This is a genomic window from Candidatus Nitrosopumilus sp. SW, assembly GCF_006740685.1.
In the GTDB taxonomy this organism is placed as follows: Archaea; Thermoproteota; Nitrososphaeria; order Nitrososphaerales; family Nitrosopumilaceae; genus Nitrosopumilus.
On sequence record NZ_CP035425.1, the window covers coordinates 924,293 to 942,219 of the forward strand.

A 17,927-nucleotide genomic window follows, 5' to 3' on the forward strand; every position below is an offset into this window, starting at 1 on the left:
ATGGCAGCTCAAGGTAGAATTGTTTGGGTAAGTGGTCCTGCAGTTAGGGCCGATGGTATGTCTGAAGCAAAGATGTACGAAACAGTAACTGTTGGAAATTCAAAATTAGTCGGTGAAGTAATTAGATTAACAGGAGATGTAGCATTTATCCAAGTTTATGAATCAACAAGTGGATTAAAACCAGGTGAACCTGTAGTTGGTACTGGAAACCCACTTAGTGTTTTGTTAGGTCCTGGAATTATTGGACAACTTTATGATGGAATTCAAAGACCACTAAGAGCATTATCTGAAGCTTCTGGTTCCTTTATCGGAAGAGGTATTACAACTACTCCAGTTGACATGACCAAAAAGTACCACTTTGTTCCATCAGTTAGTAATGGTGATGAAGTTGCAGCAGGAAATGTAATTGGAACAGTTCAAGAAACTGATCTTATTGAACACTCTATCATGGTTCCACCAGATCACAAAGGTGGAAAAATTGCAAACATTGTATCTGAAGGAGATTATGATTTAGAAACTGTATTGGCAACAACTGAGAGCGACGGTCAAAACGTTGAACTCAAAATGTATCACAGATGGCCTGTAAGAAAGCCACGTCCATACAAGAATAGATACGATCCAACAGTTCCACTACTTACTGGACAACGTGTAATTGATACATTCTTCCCAATTGCAAAAGGAGGAACAGGTTCAATCCCAGGAGCATTTGGAACAGGAAAGACAGTTACATTACACCAAATTGCAAAATGGGCAGATTCTCAAGTTGTAGTTTACATCGGTTGTGGTGAGAGAGGAAATGAAATGACAGAGGTACTAGTCGAGTTCCCACATCTCAAAGACCCACGTAGTGGAAAACCACTTATGGATAGAACTGTACTTGTTGCAAATACTAGTAACATGCCAGTAGCAGCAAGAGAGGCAAGTATCTACACTGGTGTAACAATTGCAGAATATTATAGAGATATGGGTAAAGACGTTGTACTTGTAGCAGATTCTACAAGTAGATGGGCAGAAGCACTCAGAGAAATGAGTGGTAGATTAGAAGAGATGCCTGCAGAAGAAGGTTATCCATCATATCTTGCATCAAGATTAGCAGAATTTTATGAAAGAGCAGGTCGTGTTAGAGCAGCAGGAAGTCCAGACCGTGATGGTTCTGTAACTTTGATTGGTGCTGTTTCACCATCTGGTGGTGACTTTACAGAACCAGTTACAACTCACACCATGAGATTTATCAAAACATTCTGGGCTTTGGATGCAAAGCTAGCATACTCTAGACACTATCCATCAATTAACTGGATGAACAGCTATTCTGGTTATCTTGCAGATATTGCAAAGTGGTGGGGAGAAAACATCAACGAAGATTGGTTAAGTCTTAGAAGTGAAGTTTATGGTGTCTTACAAAGAGAAGATACACTAAAAGAAATTGTTAGACTCTTAGGACCTGAAGCACTTCCAGATGAAGAAAAATTAATTCTTGAAGTTGCAAGAATGGTAAAGATTGGTCTATTACAACAAAACTCATTTGATGATGTTGACACTTATTGTAGTCCAGAGAAACAATACAAACTAATGAAATTACTAGTTGACTTTTACAAGAAAGGCCAACAAGCAATCAAGGAAGGAACTCCTTTGGCTGACATTCGTGCAATGTCAAGTATTACTTCACTTCTCAAAGCTAGAATGGATGTCAAAGACGATGAGATGCCAAAACTTGATCAACTAGAAAAAGACATGCAAGAAGAATTCAAATCAATTACAGGAGTGAAAGTATCAAATTGACAGCAGAAGGCGGAGTCCAATACAGTAAGATTGCAGAAATTAAAGGTCCTCTAGTTATTGTAGATGATGTTGAGAATGCAGCATTTGATGAATTAGTTGAAATTGAAACTACTGATGGTGAAAGAAGATTAGGTAAAGTTCTCGAAGTTGGAAACGGTAAAGCAATTGTCCAAGTTTTCGAGGGAACTACTGGATTATCAATTGCCGCAACAAATGCAAAGTTTGTAGGTAAAGTTATGGAAATGCCTGTTTCCAGAGAAGTACTTGGTAGAGTCTTTGATGGTTTAGGTAGACCAAAAGATGGACTACCAGATCCTATTGCTGATAAATTTATTGACATTAACGGTGAACCAATGAACCCAGAACAACGTGAATATCCAAAAGATTTCATTCAAACTGGTGTATCTGTTATTGATGGAATGATTACTCTAGTTAGAGGACAGAAACTTCCAATCTTTTCAGGTTCTGGTATGTCACACAATCTCTTAGCCGCCCAAATAGCAAGACAAGCAAGTGTAATTGGTACACAAGATGATTTTGCTGTAGTCTTTGCAGCAATTGGTGTGCAATACAGTGAAGCAGAATATTTCAGAAGAAGTCTTGAAGAATCTGGCGCTCTAAAAAGAAGTGTTCTTTTCTTAAACACAGCAGACGATCCTGCAATTGAGAGAATTATTACTCCTCGTGTTGCATTAACAGTTGCTGAATATTTGGCATTTGAATTAGGAATGCACGTTCTGGTAATTCTTACTGATATGACAAACTATGCAGAAGCACTCAGAGAGATTAGTGCAGCAAGAGAGGAAGTACCTGGAAGAAAAGGTTATCCTGGTTATCTTTACACTGACCTTTCAACAATTTATGAAAGAGCAGGAAAACTAAATGGAAAGAAAGGAAGTGTTACACAAGTTCCAATCTTGTCAATGCCTTCTGATGATATTACTCACCCAATTCCTGACCTTACTGGTTACATTACTGAAGGACAAATTGTACTTGGTAGAGATTTGTTCAGACAAGGAGTTTATCCACCAGTAAACATCTTGATGAGTCTCTCAAGACTGATGAAAGACGGTATTGGTGAAGGAAGTACCAGAGCAGATCATGGTGAAATTTCAAATCAGGTTTATGATGCATACTCTAGAGCACAAGAAGTCAGAGCACTTGCAGGAATTGTAGGTAAAGCAGGACTTACTGAAATTGATTTGAAATACATGGATGTAGGTGATGTCTTTGAAAATGAATTCCTCTCACAAGCAACTGATGAGAATAGAACCATTGAAGAAACATTAGGTATCTTATGGAAGATTGTATCCAAACTACCAAAGAACGAAATTACAAAAATCAAAGATAAGTACGTAGAACAGTATTACAAGGAAGAGTAACAAAATGTCATTTGGACAAAATGTTGCTGCTACAAAAATTGAACTTTTCAAATACAAAAAATCTAGTCAAGTAGCCATAATGGTTCAGAAAATTCTAGATGATAAGCGTAAAGTCCTCCTAAAAAACATTGAAGAGATGATTGAAGAAGCCTCAAAAGCAAGAGGTGGAATCTGGGAACCATTACAAGACATCTATAGTTCTGTTAATGAAGCATATTTGGCATTAGGTTCTTCAACTGTAGACTCTGTTGCTGAATCCACACCTTCTGTTATGGAAGTAGAAGTAAATGTCAGAAGAGTTGTTGATGTAAAAATTCCTGCACTATCTGTTACTGAAAAAGATACAAAATCAATGCCATATGGATTTGCTGATACAAACTCCTCCATCGATAGAGCAGCAAAACAGATCAAAGAACTCTTGCCAAAAATCTGTAAAGCCGCAGAATATGAAAATTCAATTTTCAGTCTTGCAAAGGCATTAGAGAAGACTCAGAAATTACTTAATGCACTTGAGAATGTCATTATACCTCAATATCAACAAAAAGTGAGATTTATCATTGCAACTCTTGAGGAAAGAGAAAGAGAAGAATTCGCAAAGTTAAAAAAAGTCAAGGCAAAGATGGAGAGTAGATAATAATGGGAAAAGAAGAAATCAAAAAAATAATTGAAGATTCTAAACGATCACTAGAAAGCGAGCATGAAAATTTTGCAAAATCTGTAAAAGACGATCTCAACTCTTTCAAAAAGAAAGCTTTAGAAAAAATATGATCCAATCTCACCATGATTTAAATATGGACTTTGAGGAGGCACATCATCCATGAAAACTATAGTCTTGTTACTTATGGCAGCAGCTGTAATTTCTATTTCAGGATCTACTAGTATTGCATATGCCGCAGAAGGAGATGCAGCAGCAAGTTCAGACTCTTTGAAGATTCTCGGTGCTGGTCTAGCATTCGGTCTTGCAGCATTTGGCGCTGGTATTGGTCTTGGTCAAGTAGGTGCAGCAGGTCTTGCAGTCATTAGTGAGAACCCAGCTTTACAATCTAAGGTGTTCATCTTCGTAGGTATGGTCGAATCAATCGCAATCTACGGTATAGTTATGATGTTTATCATCTTAGGACAATAGTCCTAAACAACATATTTTTCAATTTTTAAAATTTTTTAATAATATTTTAGCTTGTTTACATCTAGCACTCTTGCACAATATCTGCATTTGAGAACCGTTCCTTCTTTGTCAATTACATCCATGATTGATTCTATGTGCTCAGTACTGTTTGTAATGCAATCTGGATTTGAGCATCGAAATATCTTATCAATCTCGTTTGGAAGTGATACTCTTCTCTTTTCTACCAATTTGTAGTCCTTGATCATATTGATAGTAGCTTTGGGTGCAATTACTGCAATCTTGTTGGTATCGTCATCTTTTAGAAACTTGTTTTCTACTTTGATGATGTCTTTTTTCTTAAATTTCCCACTTGGGACATTCAAGGCTATGGTAATTAGACTGCCGTCCTTGCCATCTATTCTCAAAGCATTGAGTACCTGCAGACCTTTACCTTCATCAATATGGTCAATTACAGTGCCTTCCTTAATTCGTCGAACCATAAGTTCGGACTGTTCCATCAGAATACTTTGTATACCCACCTGTATATATCATTGAGAGCATGAACGAGTTCTACAAAAAAGACATAATTTCAATTAAGGACTATAACAAGGAACAACTCGAAAAAATCTTTGCATCAACTGATAGAATTATGCAATTGAATCCATCTGATAGGAGAGAAATCTGTAAAGGAATGACATTGGCATATCTGTTCTATGAGCCAAGTACTAGAACACGTCTAAGTTTTGATTCTGCAATGGCATCAATTGGAGGAAATTCTTTGGGAATTGCTGATACAAATTCTTCATCGACTCAGAAAGGTGAGAGTTTGGCTGATACTGTTAGGATAATGTCTATTTATTCGGATGTTCTAGTTTTACGACATACATTAGATGGTTCTAGTAGATTCGCAGCTGAAGTTTCAGACAAGCCTGTAATCAATGCAGGTAGTGGAACTGAAGAGCATCCAACCCAAGCAATTCAAGATTTGTTTACAATCAAAAAAGAAAAGAAAAAGATTGACGGACTAAAAATTGGAATTGTTGGTGATCTAAAGTATGGAAGAACAGTTTACTCTTTGTTGTATGGATTAGGAAACTATGATGTTGATGTTCGTTTAATTTCTCCAGAATCACTACGAATTAGATCTGATTCAACATATGAAATCAAACAGAGATTAGACTATACTGAATCTACAAACATTGAAGAACACATTGATGACTTGGATGTTCTTTATGTAACAAGAATTCAAAAAGAGAGATTCCCTGATGAAGAAGAATACCTCAAAGTAAAGGGTAGTTATGTTGTAGGATTGGACTTGCTCAAACAAATGAAAGATGATAGTATCATTTTACATCCACTTCCAAGAATTGATGAAATCTCAACCGACATTGATAAAACTAAAAATGCAAAATACTTTGAGCAAGCTGAATATGGAAAATACACACGTGCTGCATTATTGGGCTTGACATTAAACGAAAACGGCTTTTAGAATCCGTATTCCATATATCTAGAGACGTTTCAACATGATTATTGGCTGAAACTAAAGTAATTCCAATTTTTCCCTTGGACTTGGTATTGTTCCCTAGGCAAGAACTTCCTTTGAGAATCTTTGAGCCACGTTACAAGCAGTTAGTTGATGATTGTATGCTTGGAGATGGTCAATTCGGTGTTTGTTTGATTGATGAAACAAATTCAGTTAATGGCTGGAGCTCTCCAAAGAAAGTGGGTACTATTGCAAAAATCACGAAATGTGAAGATGTTGAAATGGATGGATTACAACTCCATATTGAAACCCTAGGACGAAATTCATTTAAAATTAAAAAAATTATTCCTCCTTCAATTCCACAACCTGAAAACTATGATCCACTTTCAGTTGAAGGACATCAACTAATCTCAGAGATGCATGAAAAAGTTGGAACTGAAGAAAAAATGTACATTCAAGCTGAAGTTGAAATGATTCCTGAAATTGATGAGAACATTTCTCTTGAGCAATGGGAAAAACTAGTAGAGATGTGGAAAAAAAAGATTGTCAAACAAGCATTACCTCAAGTCGTTGAACCTCACTCTTTAGATCATGTTTTAGAGCAATACTATCTTACAACTGACACTCCTACAATTGATTACATCTATTCCCTTTCTGCACTTGGAGCAAAAGATCCTAATGATCTACAACCAATACTGGAGGCTACAACAATGGCTGAATTGATTCAAAAAGTTGAAGAATTACTCACAGTAAAATAGCCCCAAGTAAGATTTGAGATGATGTCGATTACAAAATTTTCAATATTGGCATTAGCAGCATGTTTGTTGTTTCCTGCCAGTAGTGTTTATGGTCATGGATTGGGAATTGATACCATATCATCAGTAAATGTTGCTGGAAAAGAAATCTCAATTTCAGTAGAGATGCCAATGTACTTTGAAAACGAACAAGAACAAATTACAATTACTGCAACTGATAAAGAAACAAACGAACCTGCAAAAAATGTTACATTTCTCATTGGATTGTTTCATAGTAATGAGATGATTTTTAGAAATTACTTTTTCACAGAAAATGGTGTTTTACCAATAAAAATTTCGTCACAAGAAGGAAATGATAATTTTGTAATTAATGGAGAACAAGACTCACTTTTAGGAGCATATCATGGAACTGAATCATCCCCAATTGAAATTGCAGGCTCTGTTTTTGATTCAGGTGGACTGTACACTTTTGAAATTGAAGTTAGAACAATTGATGAGCCTACCAACATCATAGAAGACTCAGGTGCATATCGTGCTGATTTGAGTATTGTTGAGACCAGTTCTCATCCTCAAAAAGATGCTGAAGGAAATGATGTGGACTTTAGAATGAAGTCATATTTTGATAAAATCTCAAATTTTCAATATAATCCTGTAGCAAAAAAAGTAACTTTTGAGATGCCTTTTGACTGGGGTGAGAGCAGCATGTCTCATGTCTCAGTTATACATGAGGAAGTACATTTTCCAAAAGATTTTGTTGAATTTTTATCTCCTAGTTATTCTGGATATGTAAATGGAATTGAATTATTCAAATCTTCAGTTTCAGTTGATGATTATACAGAAGATCATGAAAGAATAGTTCATTTTGTTTTGTTACAAGATCATCTTAGATTTCTGAAAAATGAAATGAAAAAATCAGATGAACCCCTACCTGATAATATTGTATTCACTTTATCCACTAGTGAAAAAACTGCTTTTCCATTAGAAGCTTATACAAAAAGTGAGGACTATAAGGTAAATCTATCATGGGATCCTGCAGATCTTGAACCTGGAGTTGAAACAAATTTTGTTTTTACTATTAGAGATGCAAGAACAAATGAACCTTTAAGAAATTCTGATTATACATTTGTAATTATTCAAAATGGTCAAGAGATACACCGTATATCTGGTGTAGCACAAGTTGGCGGTGAATTTGAAAAATACACATTTGCTGAAGATCAGACAGGACCTACAATAATTAAATTTGAAAACATACGAAATACTGGACAAGAAACTGAATTTGGGATGGTTGTTGCACCTGAATTTGGTACTATTGCATTACTTGTATTAGTAATTTCTATTGCATCTGTAATCTTTGTTACAAGAAAAAATTCATTTAGATTGCAACTAGCCTAACTGTATCCATGTTTTTGTTTATCTGAAAATCTTTTGTCATGGTAGAAACTTTTTCAGCATCTCCATCAATCACAAAAAGCTCCATGCATTTTTCTTTGTCAATTTTACTGTGAAGATGTGTTGTAATCAAATCCTCAAAGTTGTGAGTTATCCCTGAAACAACATGATCAAACTCATCGTTATGTACTACCAAAAGAATTGCATGAATGTTACCTGACAAATCTGATTTTTGTTTTTCTTCTGAAACAAATGCTCTAATTCCTGCCCTAATTGCCTCAGATCTACCTGAGAACCCCATACTTGATTGCAGTTTGTCTAATTCTGATAGAATCTCATCATTTAGGGAAATTGAGACTATGGGCATATGCCTAATGTTATTAATTATCTTATAAGTTTAGCAATTAAAATTATTAAGATTTTATAGATTTATTAATAAAATTTTGATGAATTATGCGTGAACAGGCAAACAAAACTTGCGATAATTGCTATAGCTATAGTAATTCCATTAAGCTCGCTTGCAGTCTATGGAACTAATCCAAACACCGATTCAACATCTTTTGAGAATTCAAAACTACAAGTTATTTCATCATTTAATCCGTTACATGAATTCGCACAAAATGTTGGGCAAGACAAAGTTGATGCTATATTACTTGTTCCAGTTGGAGTCGAACCTCATGATTGGGAACCAACAATAAAAGATGTACAAAAAATGCAAACATCTGATATGATAATTATTAATGGAATTGGTTTTGAGAACTGGGTTGAGAAACTTGAGGAGAATAACTATCAAGGGACTATAGTTGACACAAGTAATGGAATTCTGGTAAAAGACTCTGAGGAAGATGAACATGCAGATGAACATGATCATGAATTAGGAGATCCTCATATTTGGTTAAACCCAGTTTATGCAAAAATTCAGGTTCAAAACATTGCAGATGCCTTTTCAAAACATGATCCAGAAAATCAACAACACTATCAATCCAATGCAGAATCGTATATTCAAGAACTGGATTTATTGGATTCTCAAATTCGAAATGATTTGTCTAATTGTAGTTCTGATTTTATTGCATTTCATGATGCTTTTTCTTATTTTGCTGATGAGTATAATCTGCATCAACATACAATCATTTCTTCAACTGATTCCCATGGGGAAGCTACTGCAAAAACATTAGAAAATGTAATTTCAACAGCTAAAGAACATGATATCAAAATAATTTTCAGTGAAGAAACAGTCGATACCAGAACTTCTGAAACCATTGCACATGAAATTGGTGGAAAAGTTTTGGTGTTATCTCCTTTAGAAGTTGCATCTGAAGGAACATACATTTCTAAAATGAAGCAAAATCTTGAAAATCTGCAGGAGGCCTTGTGTTGAAGGTAGTTGAGATTAACAATCTTTCAGTTCAATATCCTGATGTAAAAGCCCTTGATGACGTTAGTTTTGTGGTTAACCAAGGTGATTTTCTAGGTATAATTGGACCAAATGGTGCTGGAAAATCTACTCTTTTTGATTGCATGCTTGGACTCAATACAAAATACAAAGGTAAAATCAAATTTTTTGGTGAAGATATTAGAAATTCTAAAAATCATCTCAAAGAAATTGGTTATGTTCCTCAAAAACCAATCTTTGAAAAAAATTTTCCTGCAACTGTTAGTGATGTTGTTAGAATGGGATTAAGGAATGAATCTGATGAAAACAAAATTAATGAAATTTTACAACAGTTATGGATACATGAACTTCGCAATAGGAGAATAGGTGAATTATCTGGAGGACAATTACAACGAGTCTTTATTGCAAAAGCTTTGGTAAATAATCCTAAAATTTTGATTTTAGATGAACCTGTGACCGGAATTGATCAACAAAGTATCGAATTATTCTATAGCATCTTACGTGAATTAAATTCGAAACAAAAGATTACTATTATTTGGTCTTCTCATGATTTGGATGCAGTAAATCAATTAGCAAATCATGTTGCTTGTTTGAATAGAACTTTGTTTTTTCATGGAGAATCTGAAAAATTCTTTTCTGATGATGAACTTGTCAAACAATATTCTGAAGCATCGATGCAGGAGCATATGCATCATCATTAACCATGTCTTTTGAAATTCTAACCTATAGTTTTATGCACAGAGCATTAATTTCTGGAATTGCCATTGCAATTCTTTGTTCAGTTGTAGGATTGTTTTTGGTTCTTAGACGATATTCTTTGTTTGGTGATGCAATTGCACATTCATCTTTTGGTGGAATTGCATTGGGTCTCTTGGCAGGAGTTTATCCGTTATGGACAGCTTATGGTGTATCAATTGTCAGTGCTTTAATCATTACAAGAATAAAAGACAGGTTCAATATTTCTGGTGATGCCTCAATTGCAGTGCTTTTGTCTTCAGGCATAGCAGTTGGGCTCGTAATTATTGGATTGTCTGGCGGATTTACAATTGATATCTTTAGTTTTCTCTTTGGTAGTATTCTACTTGTTAGTGTTGATGATACCATTCTGGTCCTTGCACTTACTGGCGCAATTCTAATTGTGATATTGGTATTGTATAGACAAATTCTTTATTCAACATTTAATGAAGAACAAGCTAAAGTTAGTGGAATTCCTGTAGAGAAAATAAATTATCTAATAGTGTTTATGGCTGGAATTACTGTTGTTACTTCAATTCAACTTGTTGGTGTTTTGTTAATTTCTGCCTTATTTGTAATTCCAAATGTTTCAGCAATAATGTATGGAAAAGGATTCAAACAAACTGCAATTATTTCGATGAGTTTTTCAATTTTTTCAGTTGTTACAGGAATTCTAGTCTCATACATTTTTGATATTACTCCTGCTGGAACAATCGTTTTAATTTCAATTGGATTGTTAGCTGGTACTATGGGAATAAAATCTGCTGGATTACTTTCTAAGAATTGATCAAATCATTTAATCTTCGTTTATCTTGAATGTTTTTGACATAAAATAGAGATGTAGCAATAATTCCTAATGCGATTAGTGGTGATGCAAGTTCTGTATACTTTAATTCAAATTCTCCTGATGATTGAACCTGTGATGCAATAACTGGAATTTCTGTCATCTTTATTGTACCTATTTTACTTGCTTGTTGTTCTACAAACCAAACATTGTTCTCTCCATCTGATGTCATGAATTGTATAAAAGATGTTTCAGAAGGTACAGGAATTTCAATCAAATTATTATTGTCAGGATCATATGCACCGATACTGTCTATGGTGTGTTGAGCAAACCATACATTTCCATATTTATCAAATGTCATACCAAATGGTAGTGCTTCGTCATTAGGCACAGTAATTCTTTCAAATGTCTCTAAAACTGGATTAAATTTGGTAATTGCCAGGCCTGTGTGCTCTGCAATCCAAATATTTCCTTCATCATCAAAGAGCAATGCTTCGGGTCCTTGTAATGGAGGATCGTTTGAAAATTGAGTTATGTGATTATCCTTTGGATCAATGTATCCAATATTTCCTGCACCTGTTGTTGTAAACCATACTTTTCCATCTACATCAAGTTCTAAAGCAAATGGCAAATTCTCTTTTCCTGGTAAAATGATTTCTTCAAACTCGTCACTTTCTGGTATGTATTTTACAATTCTATCTTTGTTAACAATTGTAACCCAAATATTTCCATCAAAGTCTGCTTTTATGAAAAGTGGAGTGTTATCTGAAATAACAGGATCAAGTTTTGGAATTGTTTTTGTTGTAATCTCTTTTGTCTGAGGATCTATGAATCCAATTTGATTTCTGGGCGTATCTACAAACCAAATTTTTCCATCTACATCTTGAGTAAGAAATGTTGTAGTTATTCCATCAAATGAATATGATTTGAATTCTTGAGTTTCAAGTGAAAATTCCCACAAACGTGGGGCTGATGCATCACTTATCCAAAGTGAGTCTCGTCCATCATACAATGGGAAAAGTGGTTTTGATTCTTCCGGCAACTCGTACTCAATTATTTGTGTTTGAATATCTGATAGTCTTGGTTTTACTAGTAAATTCAAAAGCTTTGATTCATTTGCATTCTCAGTTCTTTGTGCTTCAACCTCAACTAACCATTCTCCTGAAAATCCAAATGTTAATTCTCCCTGAAATTCTATTGGTATGTTCTCGTCTTGTTTTACAATTTCCATTGGAACTTCTATTGGTGAGATGTTCTTTGATGGATTTGATATCTTGACTTTTAATTGATCCGAATCATGTAGTGGATTTCCTTCAAAGTCACTAACCTTAACTAGAATTGTGTTTGAACCACTTGAAAATGGTGAAATGTCAATGTCAAATTTTGTATTTTCGGTAAATTCTAGTGTTTTGAAACCATAAACAATTTCTTGTGCATCAACTTTTTGAATCTCTCCTGCAGGTAATGTTCCATTTGTAATTAATGCGACCACTCCCAAGAGTATGATTCCTAATACCGCATCAACTTTGAGTGATTTTTTTAATTTTTTATGAACAGAAATTTTTCCCGTTTGAAGATTTTTCTCAGCATTTTTTTGTAACTTGAATTGGAAAAATCCACCAAACGCAATTATTATTGCTGCAATAGATATCTTTAGAATAATTAATTGACCATAAATTGATTCAGTAATTAATCCAATATCACTTTCTAGGAACCACATTAATGTTGGTCCTGTAATTATTACAACTCCTACTGCAATGATAAACGCAATTGAGAATCGTGGAATCATTAATAGACTCATCTTTTCTCGCTGTACTTCTTTTAATTGAGAAAATGTTGGCAATAAAATAAAAACAAAATAAATTATTCCGCCAATCCAAACTCCTGAAACTAAATTGTGAATATAATCAAGTATCAATGCTGGTGTGTGGCCACTAGCAGCACCATGACCAATCAAACTTGAAGTTGCAATTAATGCAAGCATTACTCCTAATAGTGGAATTTGATTCTTTTTTGATAGAGACTTGCTTCTATCAAGTCCAAACCAAATTCCTAGTAAAATTATTGTTATGCTCATTCTCAAAATCCATGTTATTCCAAAATCCGTCTGAATCGCATCAAGTGGAGAAACTTCTAATCTTACACTTTGTACTGCAATCATCAAAATATTTGAAATGAAAATTAAAACCAGTCCAATTCCTGTAATTGACATAAACTTTCCATGATGAAAGTTTCCAATTTTGTCTATTTCTTCTCTAATTAGCTGTTTGTTCTGGGTTCCCCAAATTATGAGGGATGCAATTACTGCTCCTAAAACAATCGTTTGACCTACTAGTCCTGGAAATCTAGCACCAGCTTCAGGTAAAAATACAAGTTCAGATGGTCTTTCAACATCTAGTAGCGATGGATCAATTACAACATCACCTACTGCAAACAAAAATGCATCTGGAACAAGGTGTCCGTCTACTTTGGAGAGAACTTTAGTTGATACAGTGTAAACTCCATCTTCTAACGGCGGTGTTGTAATGATAAGAGATGATTCTCCTTCATAGTAACTAGTGTCTTTGTTATCTATCTGATTTCCATTAGTGTCAAATACTCTGAGTTCACTAAAGTTAATGTCAACTGGTTCTGAAAAGTATACAATTACTTCTGTTGTTCCAGCTGGTGCATTAGATGTAAGACTTGGAATTGTTTCTTCAGTAAATGGATGTGCTGCTGCAAATGGAACTGAAATAAATGATATTATTAATAAAACAATGAGAAACTTTTGCATTTACTTTTAAGATGATTAAAGACAATTTAAACAGTTTTTATGAATTCGAGCTTTGTACCAATTCACGTAAAGATAATAACGTGTAATTATGAAATGATAGCAGTGAAAATAGCAGTTTTTGGCATTATTGGTTTATTGTTTTCAATTGGTATGATTGCTCCATCATTTGCACATACAACAGTTCATGTTGAACAATATGAAATCGAAGCTGGTTGGGGAATAGAACCTCCAGTTGTTGGAATTAGAAATGATCTTATTCTCAAAGTAATTGAACGTGGAGAAAAGGAGGGTACTTTTACAGGAATTACAAGTGCATTCAAGAATGTTGATGTAACTGTAATTTTTGGTGGTGCAACAAAGAAAATTGATATCAACTCTGATCCTAGACCTGGATACTATTTTTCACCCATTATACCAACTAAAACTGGAACTTATCAAGTAGAACTAAAAGGGGAAATTCGTGGAACCACAATTGATATCAAAATCCCTGTTGAAGATGTAGAACCTACTGCAGTCTTAGATTTTCCCCCTTCAAGTAGTGAAGGTGCTGCAGATGTTGCTGCTCTAAAGAATGCAATTTCATCATTACAACAAGATGTTTCTAAACTAAAGTCAGGTGAGACTGAAGTAACATCTGATGGTGGTGCAGCATATGACTTTGCAATATTTGGATTATCCATTGCAGGTGCAGCTATAATCTTAGCGATAATTGCTTTAGTAAAAAGAAAATAGAAAAAGAGGATTCCTAAAATCTTGGAATTACTCTAGATTTTGCAGTAACTGCTACGATGCTTATGATTGCAACAGCTAGTATCATCATTGCAATTGTTCCAAATTCTGGAACAACGTTTGTAAATACTACTTCTTCGCCAATTGGTCCTGTTTTAGGATCATCAATACCATAACCTTGGAAGGTAACAGTAATGTCTACTGGATCAGAAGAACTTAGTGGTGCTGTTGTATGCATACCTGTGCCATCGTGATGATGTGCGCCTTCATCGTTTAGTACTTCATTACCATTTTGTGTAACACTAATGTCGTGATTCACATGTTCTGCACCATCAAATGCAATAGAGATCTCCATTACTTCGCCTGCAGTTGGTGTTGAAGCCCAAATTGAAACCATTGTACCATCTGATAACATACCTGTTGCGGTTGCATCACCTGATGGCATCATCATTTCATCACCATGATCGTCAGCTTCTTCAGCTCCTGCTTCTTGTACTATGATCAAACCTTGCATCCAAGGATGTACCATACAGAAGTAAGGTTGTTCACCTACAGTTGTTGGAGTCCACTCAAATGAACTTCCAGCCATCAATAGACTGGTGTCAAAGACACCATCTGGTCCATCATCTGGAGTTCCTGAAGTGAATGTGTGTGCTGCAGTGTCAGTGTTTGACATGATTACAACACCGCCAACATCAACTGTTGCAGTACTTGGAATGTAACATCCATCTGCGGTTTCTTCACAACCTGGTGCACCAGAACCTGATGCTGGGACGATTGTGACTTCTGAATGATCTGCATATGCAGCTGGTGTTGTTGCAACTAATCCAGCTACCATAGCAAATAGTACGAAGAAAGAGCAAATTGCTATAGTCTTCATTAAACAGATTACTTGGTCGGATACATAAAAACCTCACTGGAATTTCCAGTAAGTGAATCTTAGTTTTTTCTAAACTGGTACAACTTTAGAATTCCAAATATTGGAATTCCAACATACAATCCAAGATTTAGTAGTACTATAGAGATTCCATATCCTAACATCTCTTGTTCAGAATCAATATCTACATGATTTAGTAATGACAATGATGATAACATTGGAGTTAGTGTTACTTTCATAACTTCTTTGAATAATGGTTGTTCTCTTTCAAAGTCTGCAACAGCAGGTGAGAATGAATAGTAAAATTGATTAAAAGTTGTCATAAATGCAATTCCTGAATTTGTTTTTAGAACCGTATTGTCTCTAAGTTCTCTTAGTTGTTGTACTTGTGGTGCAAGTTCTGAGCCAAATGTTGCAGTTGCAATGAGACAACCACCATTTTCCGCATTAGGTTTCTCATCTTCTGGTGGTGTGATTGGTTGTGCGTTTGCTTCACCTACTAGAATATCAAAAGATACTGTTTCTTTTGGAATTGGTTGGAACAAGATTCCCTCAATTTCAAAGTCCATTGAATACAACCCTTCACCAAGGTTGAACTCTATTGGAATTTTTACAGAACCTACAGATGTATGTGTGAGTGGAATTGGGCCAAATACAGTTTCACCCTCTTTTGATACAGATACTGTATAGTCAATATGCTCTTGAACTTTTTGAGTTTGTGGATTGATAAAATCTATGTTGATCTTTGTTTGAACGCCTGGCTCAATTTCATCGTATGTTAATTTGACATCCAAAGTATTCTTATCTGTAGGTAATGTTTGAGTTTCAGCAAATGCTGGAATAATTAAAAGTGGAATAAGAAGTAAAGCAAAAAGAATCTTCATATTATATTTTCAAAAATGATAAATAAAAATCGTACCCTATTACCTTAAAAAAATATCAGGCATAGAAATGCTATACCATCTTTAAATATGGAACTGACGCAATTTTGTTATTGTATAACAAGTTTGCATTATTCATAACAATAATTGGAATTTTCACAATACCTGCGCTAGTCCCTGATGTTTTTGGACATGGCTTAGGAGGAGATCAAGCACCTGCTCTCACATTTGGTGATATGGAAGTAACTGTACGAACACAATTGGATCCTTCCGACATTACTGTAGGTGAAATTGATACTGCTAATATGCAAATTCGTTTCTTTGATACTTTGACTGACACAAATCTTGACAAGGTAACCTATAGAGTTGAAGTTTGGCAAAGTGGTGAGCTTTTAGCAAGAAATCTTTTCTATGATTTAGATGGGAGACTGGATGTAAAAATTAAACCAAATCCTGTATGTAATGAACTTAAACCTGAAGAATGTACTGTATATGGGGGTTCTGAACACGTTAGTGCACCTGGTGCATTGTTTGTTCAGGGCACAGAATGTAATGATGATAACTTAGACATTTGTGCAAGACCTTCTATGACTGGACCAATTTTTGTAAAAGGTGGTTTATATAAAATACGGGTTGATATTGAAGCTGCTACTAGTCCCAGAACTGTATTGGCTAATCTACTAAGTTACGAAACTTTTGTTAGTGTTGCTCAAGAACAAAATTTCTTCATAAAAACTGCAAGTGCTGAAGAAATTCCTGTGGTTGTAAAAACATACTATGACGATGTTGAAAATTTCAAATTTGATCAGTCAGATAATTCAATTTCATTTGATATGGCATTTGACTGGAATCCTGATTATATTGATCAAGTCCAAGTTGTTCATGAAGAAGTTAGAGTTCCAAAGACTTTTGCACCCTATGCAGAAGGTAAACAATTCAAAGGATATGTCAATGGTGTAGAAATTGATCAAAGAGCATTACTAAATGATCCATATTCCTATGATGATACTAACATTGTTCATTTTCTAATTACTAATCAAGAATTACAGAAAATTAACGAAACATTAGGTGAATCCAACTATAATAATCCGAAAATGGATTTGAAACTTGTTCCACTTAGTTCAGTAGAAAAACAATCTACTGAATTTTATCTTGTAGATACAACAAACTATGAACCTGTTCCAACAACTGTAAACATCTCATGGGATGGAAGTTATGGTGCAGGTGATGAAATTCCTTTTGAGATTGCATTCTTTGATGAAAATAGAGACCTTATTCGAGATATGAAATATGTTGTATCCTTTATTGATGAAAATGACAAAGTCTTAGAGACATTTGTAGGAGATGACCCAAAGATGCCAGGAATTGTAGCTAGTGAGGGAATTGATGTAAAAAAAATCTATGTTCCATCTCAAGGAGTCTATAGAATTGATGTTAGAGCTTTAGGTACTGGATTATCTTATGATGAGACTTATGCTGGAATTGGTTCAGGAATAATTGAACTTGGACCTAGTATGGGAAAGGTTACACCAACACCTGAAGTACAGCCCCCTACAGCGATTCCTGCATGGATTAAGAACAATGCAGAGTGGTGGGCTGCAGGACAAATAGATGATGATTCATTTGTTCAAGGAATTCAATATTTAGTTAAAGAAAATATTCTAAAGATTCCACCAACATCTCAAGGTCAAGGAACTGGATCTAATGAAATTCCTGCATGGATTAAGAACAATGCAGAGTGGTGGGCTGCAGGACAAATAGATGATGATTCATTCATTCAAGGAATTCAATTCTTGATTAAAGAAGGAATCATGAGAGTCCAATCATAAGTTTTTAAATAAATTCAGTCAAGTGATAGT

Annotated in this window: 18 protein-coding genes; 13 read left to right on the forward strand and 5 right to left on the reverse strand. The window is 34.9% G+C overall.

Features of this window, described 5'->3' with window-relative positions; genetic code table 11:
* The 5 genes from Nisw_RS05595 to Nisw_RS05610 are packed head-to-tail and all read left to right on the forward strand — an operon-like array spanning position 1 to position 4,287.
* Positions 1 to 1,779, forward strand: a complete 1,779-nt coding sequence (locus tag Nisw_RS05595) for a V-type ATP synthase subunit A (protein WP_141977256.1) — start codon at positions 1 to 3, stop codon at positions 1,777 to 1,779.
* Complete coding sequence (locus tag Nisw_RS05600; RefSeq protein WP_141977258.1) at positions 1,776 to 3,161, forward strand: V-type ATP synthase subunit B; 1,386 nt, start codon at positions 1,776 to 1,778, stop codon at positions 3,159 to 3,161. The genes Nisw_RS05595 and Nisw_RS05600 overlap by 4 nt, the downstream gene beginning before the upstream one ends.
* Positions 3,162 to 3,165: 4 nt before the next feature.
* Entirely contained in the window at positions 3,166 to 3,795 is a 630-nt protein-coding gene (locus Nisw_RS05605; RefSeq protein ID WP_141977260.1) for a V-type ATP synthase subunit D, read from the forward strand.
* Positions 3,796 to 3,797: 2 nt separating this feature from the next.
* Positions 3,798 to 3,929: a hypothetical protein gene (locus tag Nisw_RS09440; protein ID WP_255430728.1), complete on the forward strand. Its 132-nt coding sequence runs from the start codon at positions 3,798 to 3,800 to the stop codon at positions 3,927 to 3,929.
* A 49-nt stretch (positions 3,930 to 3,978) separates the two neighbouring features.
* Positions 3,979 to 4,287: an ATP synthase subunit C gene (locus Nisw_RS05610; protein ID WP_012216070.1), complete on the forward strand. Its 309-nt coding sequence runs from the start codon at positions 3,979 to 3,981 to the stop codon at positions 4,285 to 4,287.
* Positions 4,288 to 4,322: 35 nt separating this feature from the next.
* Here the strand turns inward: Nisw_RS05610 and pyrI are convergent, their stop codons facing one another.
* Positions 4,323 to 4,784, reverse strand: a complete 462-nt coding sequence (gene pyrI, locus Nisw_RS05615) for an aspartate carbamoyltransferase regulatory subunit (RefSeq protein ID WP_141977262.1) — start codon at positions 4,782 to 4,784, stop codon at positions 4,323 to 4,325.
* A gap of 41 nt (positions 4,785 to 4,825) precedes the next feature.
* Here pyrI and pyrB point away from each other — a divergent pair, with 41 nt between their 5' ends.
* Genes pyrB through Nisw_RS05630 form a run of 3 tightly spaced genes read left to right on the forward strand, consistent with a single transcriptional unit; the run spans position 4,826 to position 7,896 of the window.
* Positions 4,826 to 5,755 carry an aspartate carbamoyltransferase gene (pyrB, locus tag Nisw_RS05620; RefSeq protein ID WP_141977264.1) on the forward strand — a complete coding sequence of 310 codons (930 nt, stop codon included), beginning with the start codon at positions 4,826 to 4,828 and terminating at the stop codon, positions 5,753 to 5,755.
* Between the two features lie 41 nt (positions 5,756 to 5,796).
* Entirely contained in the window at positions 5,797 to 6,507 is a 711-nt protein-coding gene (locus tag Nisw_RS05625; protein WP_141977266.1) for an LON peptidase substrate-binding domain-containing protein, read from the forward strand.
* A gap of 21 nt (positions 6,508 to 6,528) precedes the next feature.
* On the forward strand, positions 6,529 to 7,896 hold the full coding sequence (locus Nisw_RS05630) for a PEFG-CTERM sorting domain-containing protein (protein WP_141977268.1): 1,368 nt from the start codon (positions 6,529 to 6,531) through the stop codon (positions 7,894 to 7,896).
* Here the strand turns inward: Nisw_RS05630 and Nisw_RS05635 are convergent.
* A complete protein-coding gene (locus tag Nisw_RS05635) occupies positions 7,877 to 8,260 on the reverse strand; it encodes a CopG family ribbon-helix-helix protein (RefSeq protein WP_014964020.1) in 384 nt (127 codons plus the stop codon). The genes Nisw_RS05630 and Nisw_RS05635 overlap by 20 nt on opposite strands.
* Positions 8,261 to 8,350: 90 nt before the next feature.
* On the opposite strand from Nisw_RS05635, the gene Nisw_RS05640 reads away from it, so the two are divergent.
* Genes Nisw_RS05640 through Nisw_RS05650 form a run of 3 tightly spaced genes read left to right on the forward strand, consistent with a single transcriptional unit; the run spans position 8,351 to position 10,808 of the window.
* A complete protein-coding gene (locus Nisw_RS05640) occupies positions 8,351 to 9,271 on the forward strand; it encodes a metal ABC transporter substrate-binding protein (protein WP_141977270.1) in 921 nt (306 codons plus the stop codon).
* Positions 9,265 to 9,987: a metal ABC transporter ATP-binding protein gene (locus Nisw_RS05645; protein WP_141977272.1), complete on the forward strand. Its 723-nt coding sequence runs from the start codon at positions 9,265 to 9,267 to the stop codon at positions 9,985 to 9,987. Before Nisw_RS05640 ends, Nisw_RS05645 begins: the two co-directional genes overlap by 7 nt.
* Before the next feature lie 32 nt (positions 9,988 to 10,019).
* Positions 10,020 to 10,808, forward strand: a complete 789-nt coding sequence (locus Nisw_RS05650; protein ID WP_141978528.1) for a metal ABC transporter permease — start codon at positions 10,020 to 10,022, stop codon at positions 10,806 to 10,808.
* Here the strand turns inward: Nisw_RS05650 and Nisw_RS05655 are convergent.
* Entirely contained in the window at positions 10,798 to 13,581 is a 2,784-nt protein-coding gene (locus Nisw_RS05655) for a CopD family protein (protein WP_141977274.1), read from the reverse strand. The two genes, Nisw_RS05650 and Nisw_RS05655, sit on opposite strands and share 11 nt — an antisense overlap.
* Positions 13,582 to 13,674: 93 nt before the next feature.
* On the opposite strand from Nisw_RS05655, the gene Nisw_RS05660 reads away from it, so the two are divergent.
* Positions 13,675 to 14,313, forward strand: coding sequence for a hypothetical protein (locus Nisw_RS05660; RefSeq protein ID WP_141977276.1), 639 nt, complete (start codon positions 13,675 to 13,677; stop codon positions 14,311 to 14,313).
* Between the two features lie 13 nt (positions 14,314 to 14,326).
* Here the strand turns inward: Nisw_RS05660 and Nisw_RS05665 are convergent, their stop codons facing one another.
* Both Nisw_RS05665 and Nisw_RS05670 read right to left on the reverse strand, forming a co-directional pair.
* Positions 14,327 to 15,190 (reverse strand): PEFG-CTERM sorting domain-containing protein, encoded by an 864-nt coding sequence (locus Nisw_RS05665; RefSeq protein ID WP_185736582.1) that lies wholly within the window; start codon positions 15,188 to 15,190, stop codon positions 14,327 to 14,329.
* A 59-nt stretch (positions 15,191 to 15,249) separates the two neighbouring features.
* Positions 15,250 to 16,071: a CFI-box-CTERM domain-containing protein gene (locus tag Nisw_RS05670; protein ID WP_141977278.1), complete on the reverse strand. Its 822-nt coding sequence runs from the start codon at positions 16,069 to 16,071 to the stop codon at positions 15,250 to 15,252.
* Between the two features lie 110 nt (positions 16,072 to 16,181).
* On the opposite strand from Nisw_RS05670, the gene Nisw_RS05675 reads away from it, so the two are divergent.
* Positions 16,182 to 17,897 carry a peptidase gene (locus tag Nisw_RS05675; protein ID WP_141977280.1) on the forward strand — a complete coding sequence of 572 codons (1,716 nt, stop codon included), beginning with the start codon at positions 16,182 to 16,184 and terminating at the stop codon, positions 17,895 to 17,897.
* Positions 17,898 to 17,927: the final 30 nt, after the last annotated feature.

Bases quoted from the DNA above. Each gene is read 5' to 3' on its own strand.
- Nisw_RS05595 (WP_141977256.1), top strand. From the start codon at position 1: ATGGCAGCTCAAGGTAGAATTGTTTGGGTAAGTGGTCCTGCAGTTAGG.
- Nisw_RS05605 (WP_141977260.1), top strand. From the start codon at position 3,166: ATGTCATTTGGACAAAATGTTGCTGCTACAAAAATTGAACTTTTCAAA.
- Nisw_RS09440 (WP_255430728.1), top strand. From the start codon at position 3,798: ATGGGAAAAGAAGAAATCAAAAAAATAATTGAAGATTCTAAACGATCA.
- Nisw_RS05610 (WP_012216070.1), top strand. From the start codon at position 3,979: ATGAAAACTATAGTCTTGTTACTTATGGCAGCAGCTGTAATTTCTATT.
- pyrI (WP_141977262.1), bottom strand. From the start codon at position 4,784: ATGGAACAGTCCGAACTTATGGTTCGACGAATTAAGGAAGGCACTGTA.
- pyrB (WP_141977264.1), top strand. From the start codon at position 4,826: ATGAACGAGTTCTACAAAAAAGACATAATTTCAATTAAGGACTATAAC.
- Nisw_RS05630 (WP_141977268.1), top strand. From the start codon at position 6,529: ATGTCGATTACAAAATTTTCAATATTGGCATTAGCAGCATGTTTGTTG.
- Nisw_RS05635 (WP_014964020.1), bottom strand. From the start codon at position 8,260: ATGCCCATAGTCTCAATTTCCCTAAATGATGAGATTCTATCAGAATTA.
- Nisw_RS05650 (WP_141978528.1), top strand. From the start codon at position 10,020: ATGCACAGAGCATTAATTTCTGGAATTGCCATTGCAATTCTTTGTTCA.
- Nisw_RS05655 (WP_141977274.1), bottom strand. From the start codon at position 13,581: ATGCAAAAGTTTCTCATTGTTTTATTAATAATATCATTTATTTCAGTT.
- Nisw_RS05660 (WP_141977276.1), top strand. From the start codon at position 13,675: ATGATAGCAGTGAAAATAGCAGTTTTTGGCATTATTGGTTTATTGTTT.
- Nisw_RS05665 (WP_185736582.1), bottom strand. From the start codon at position 15,190: ATGAAGACTATAGCAATTTGCTCTTTCTTCGTACTATTTGCTATGGTA.
- Nisw_RS05670 (WP_141977278.1), bottom strand. From the start codon at position 16,071: ATGAAGATTCTTTTTGCTTTACTTCTTATTCCACTTTTAATTATTCCA.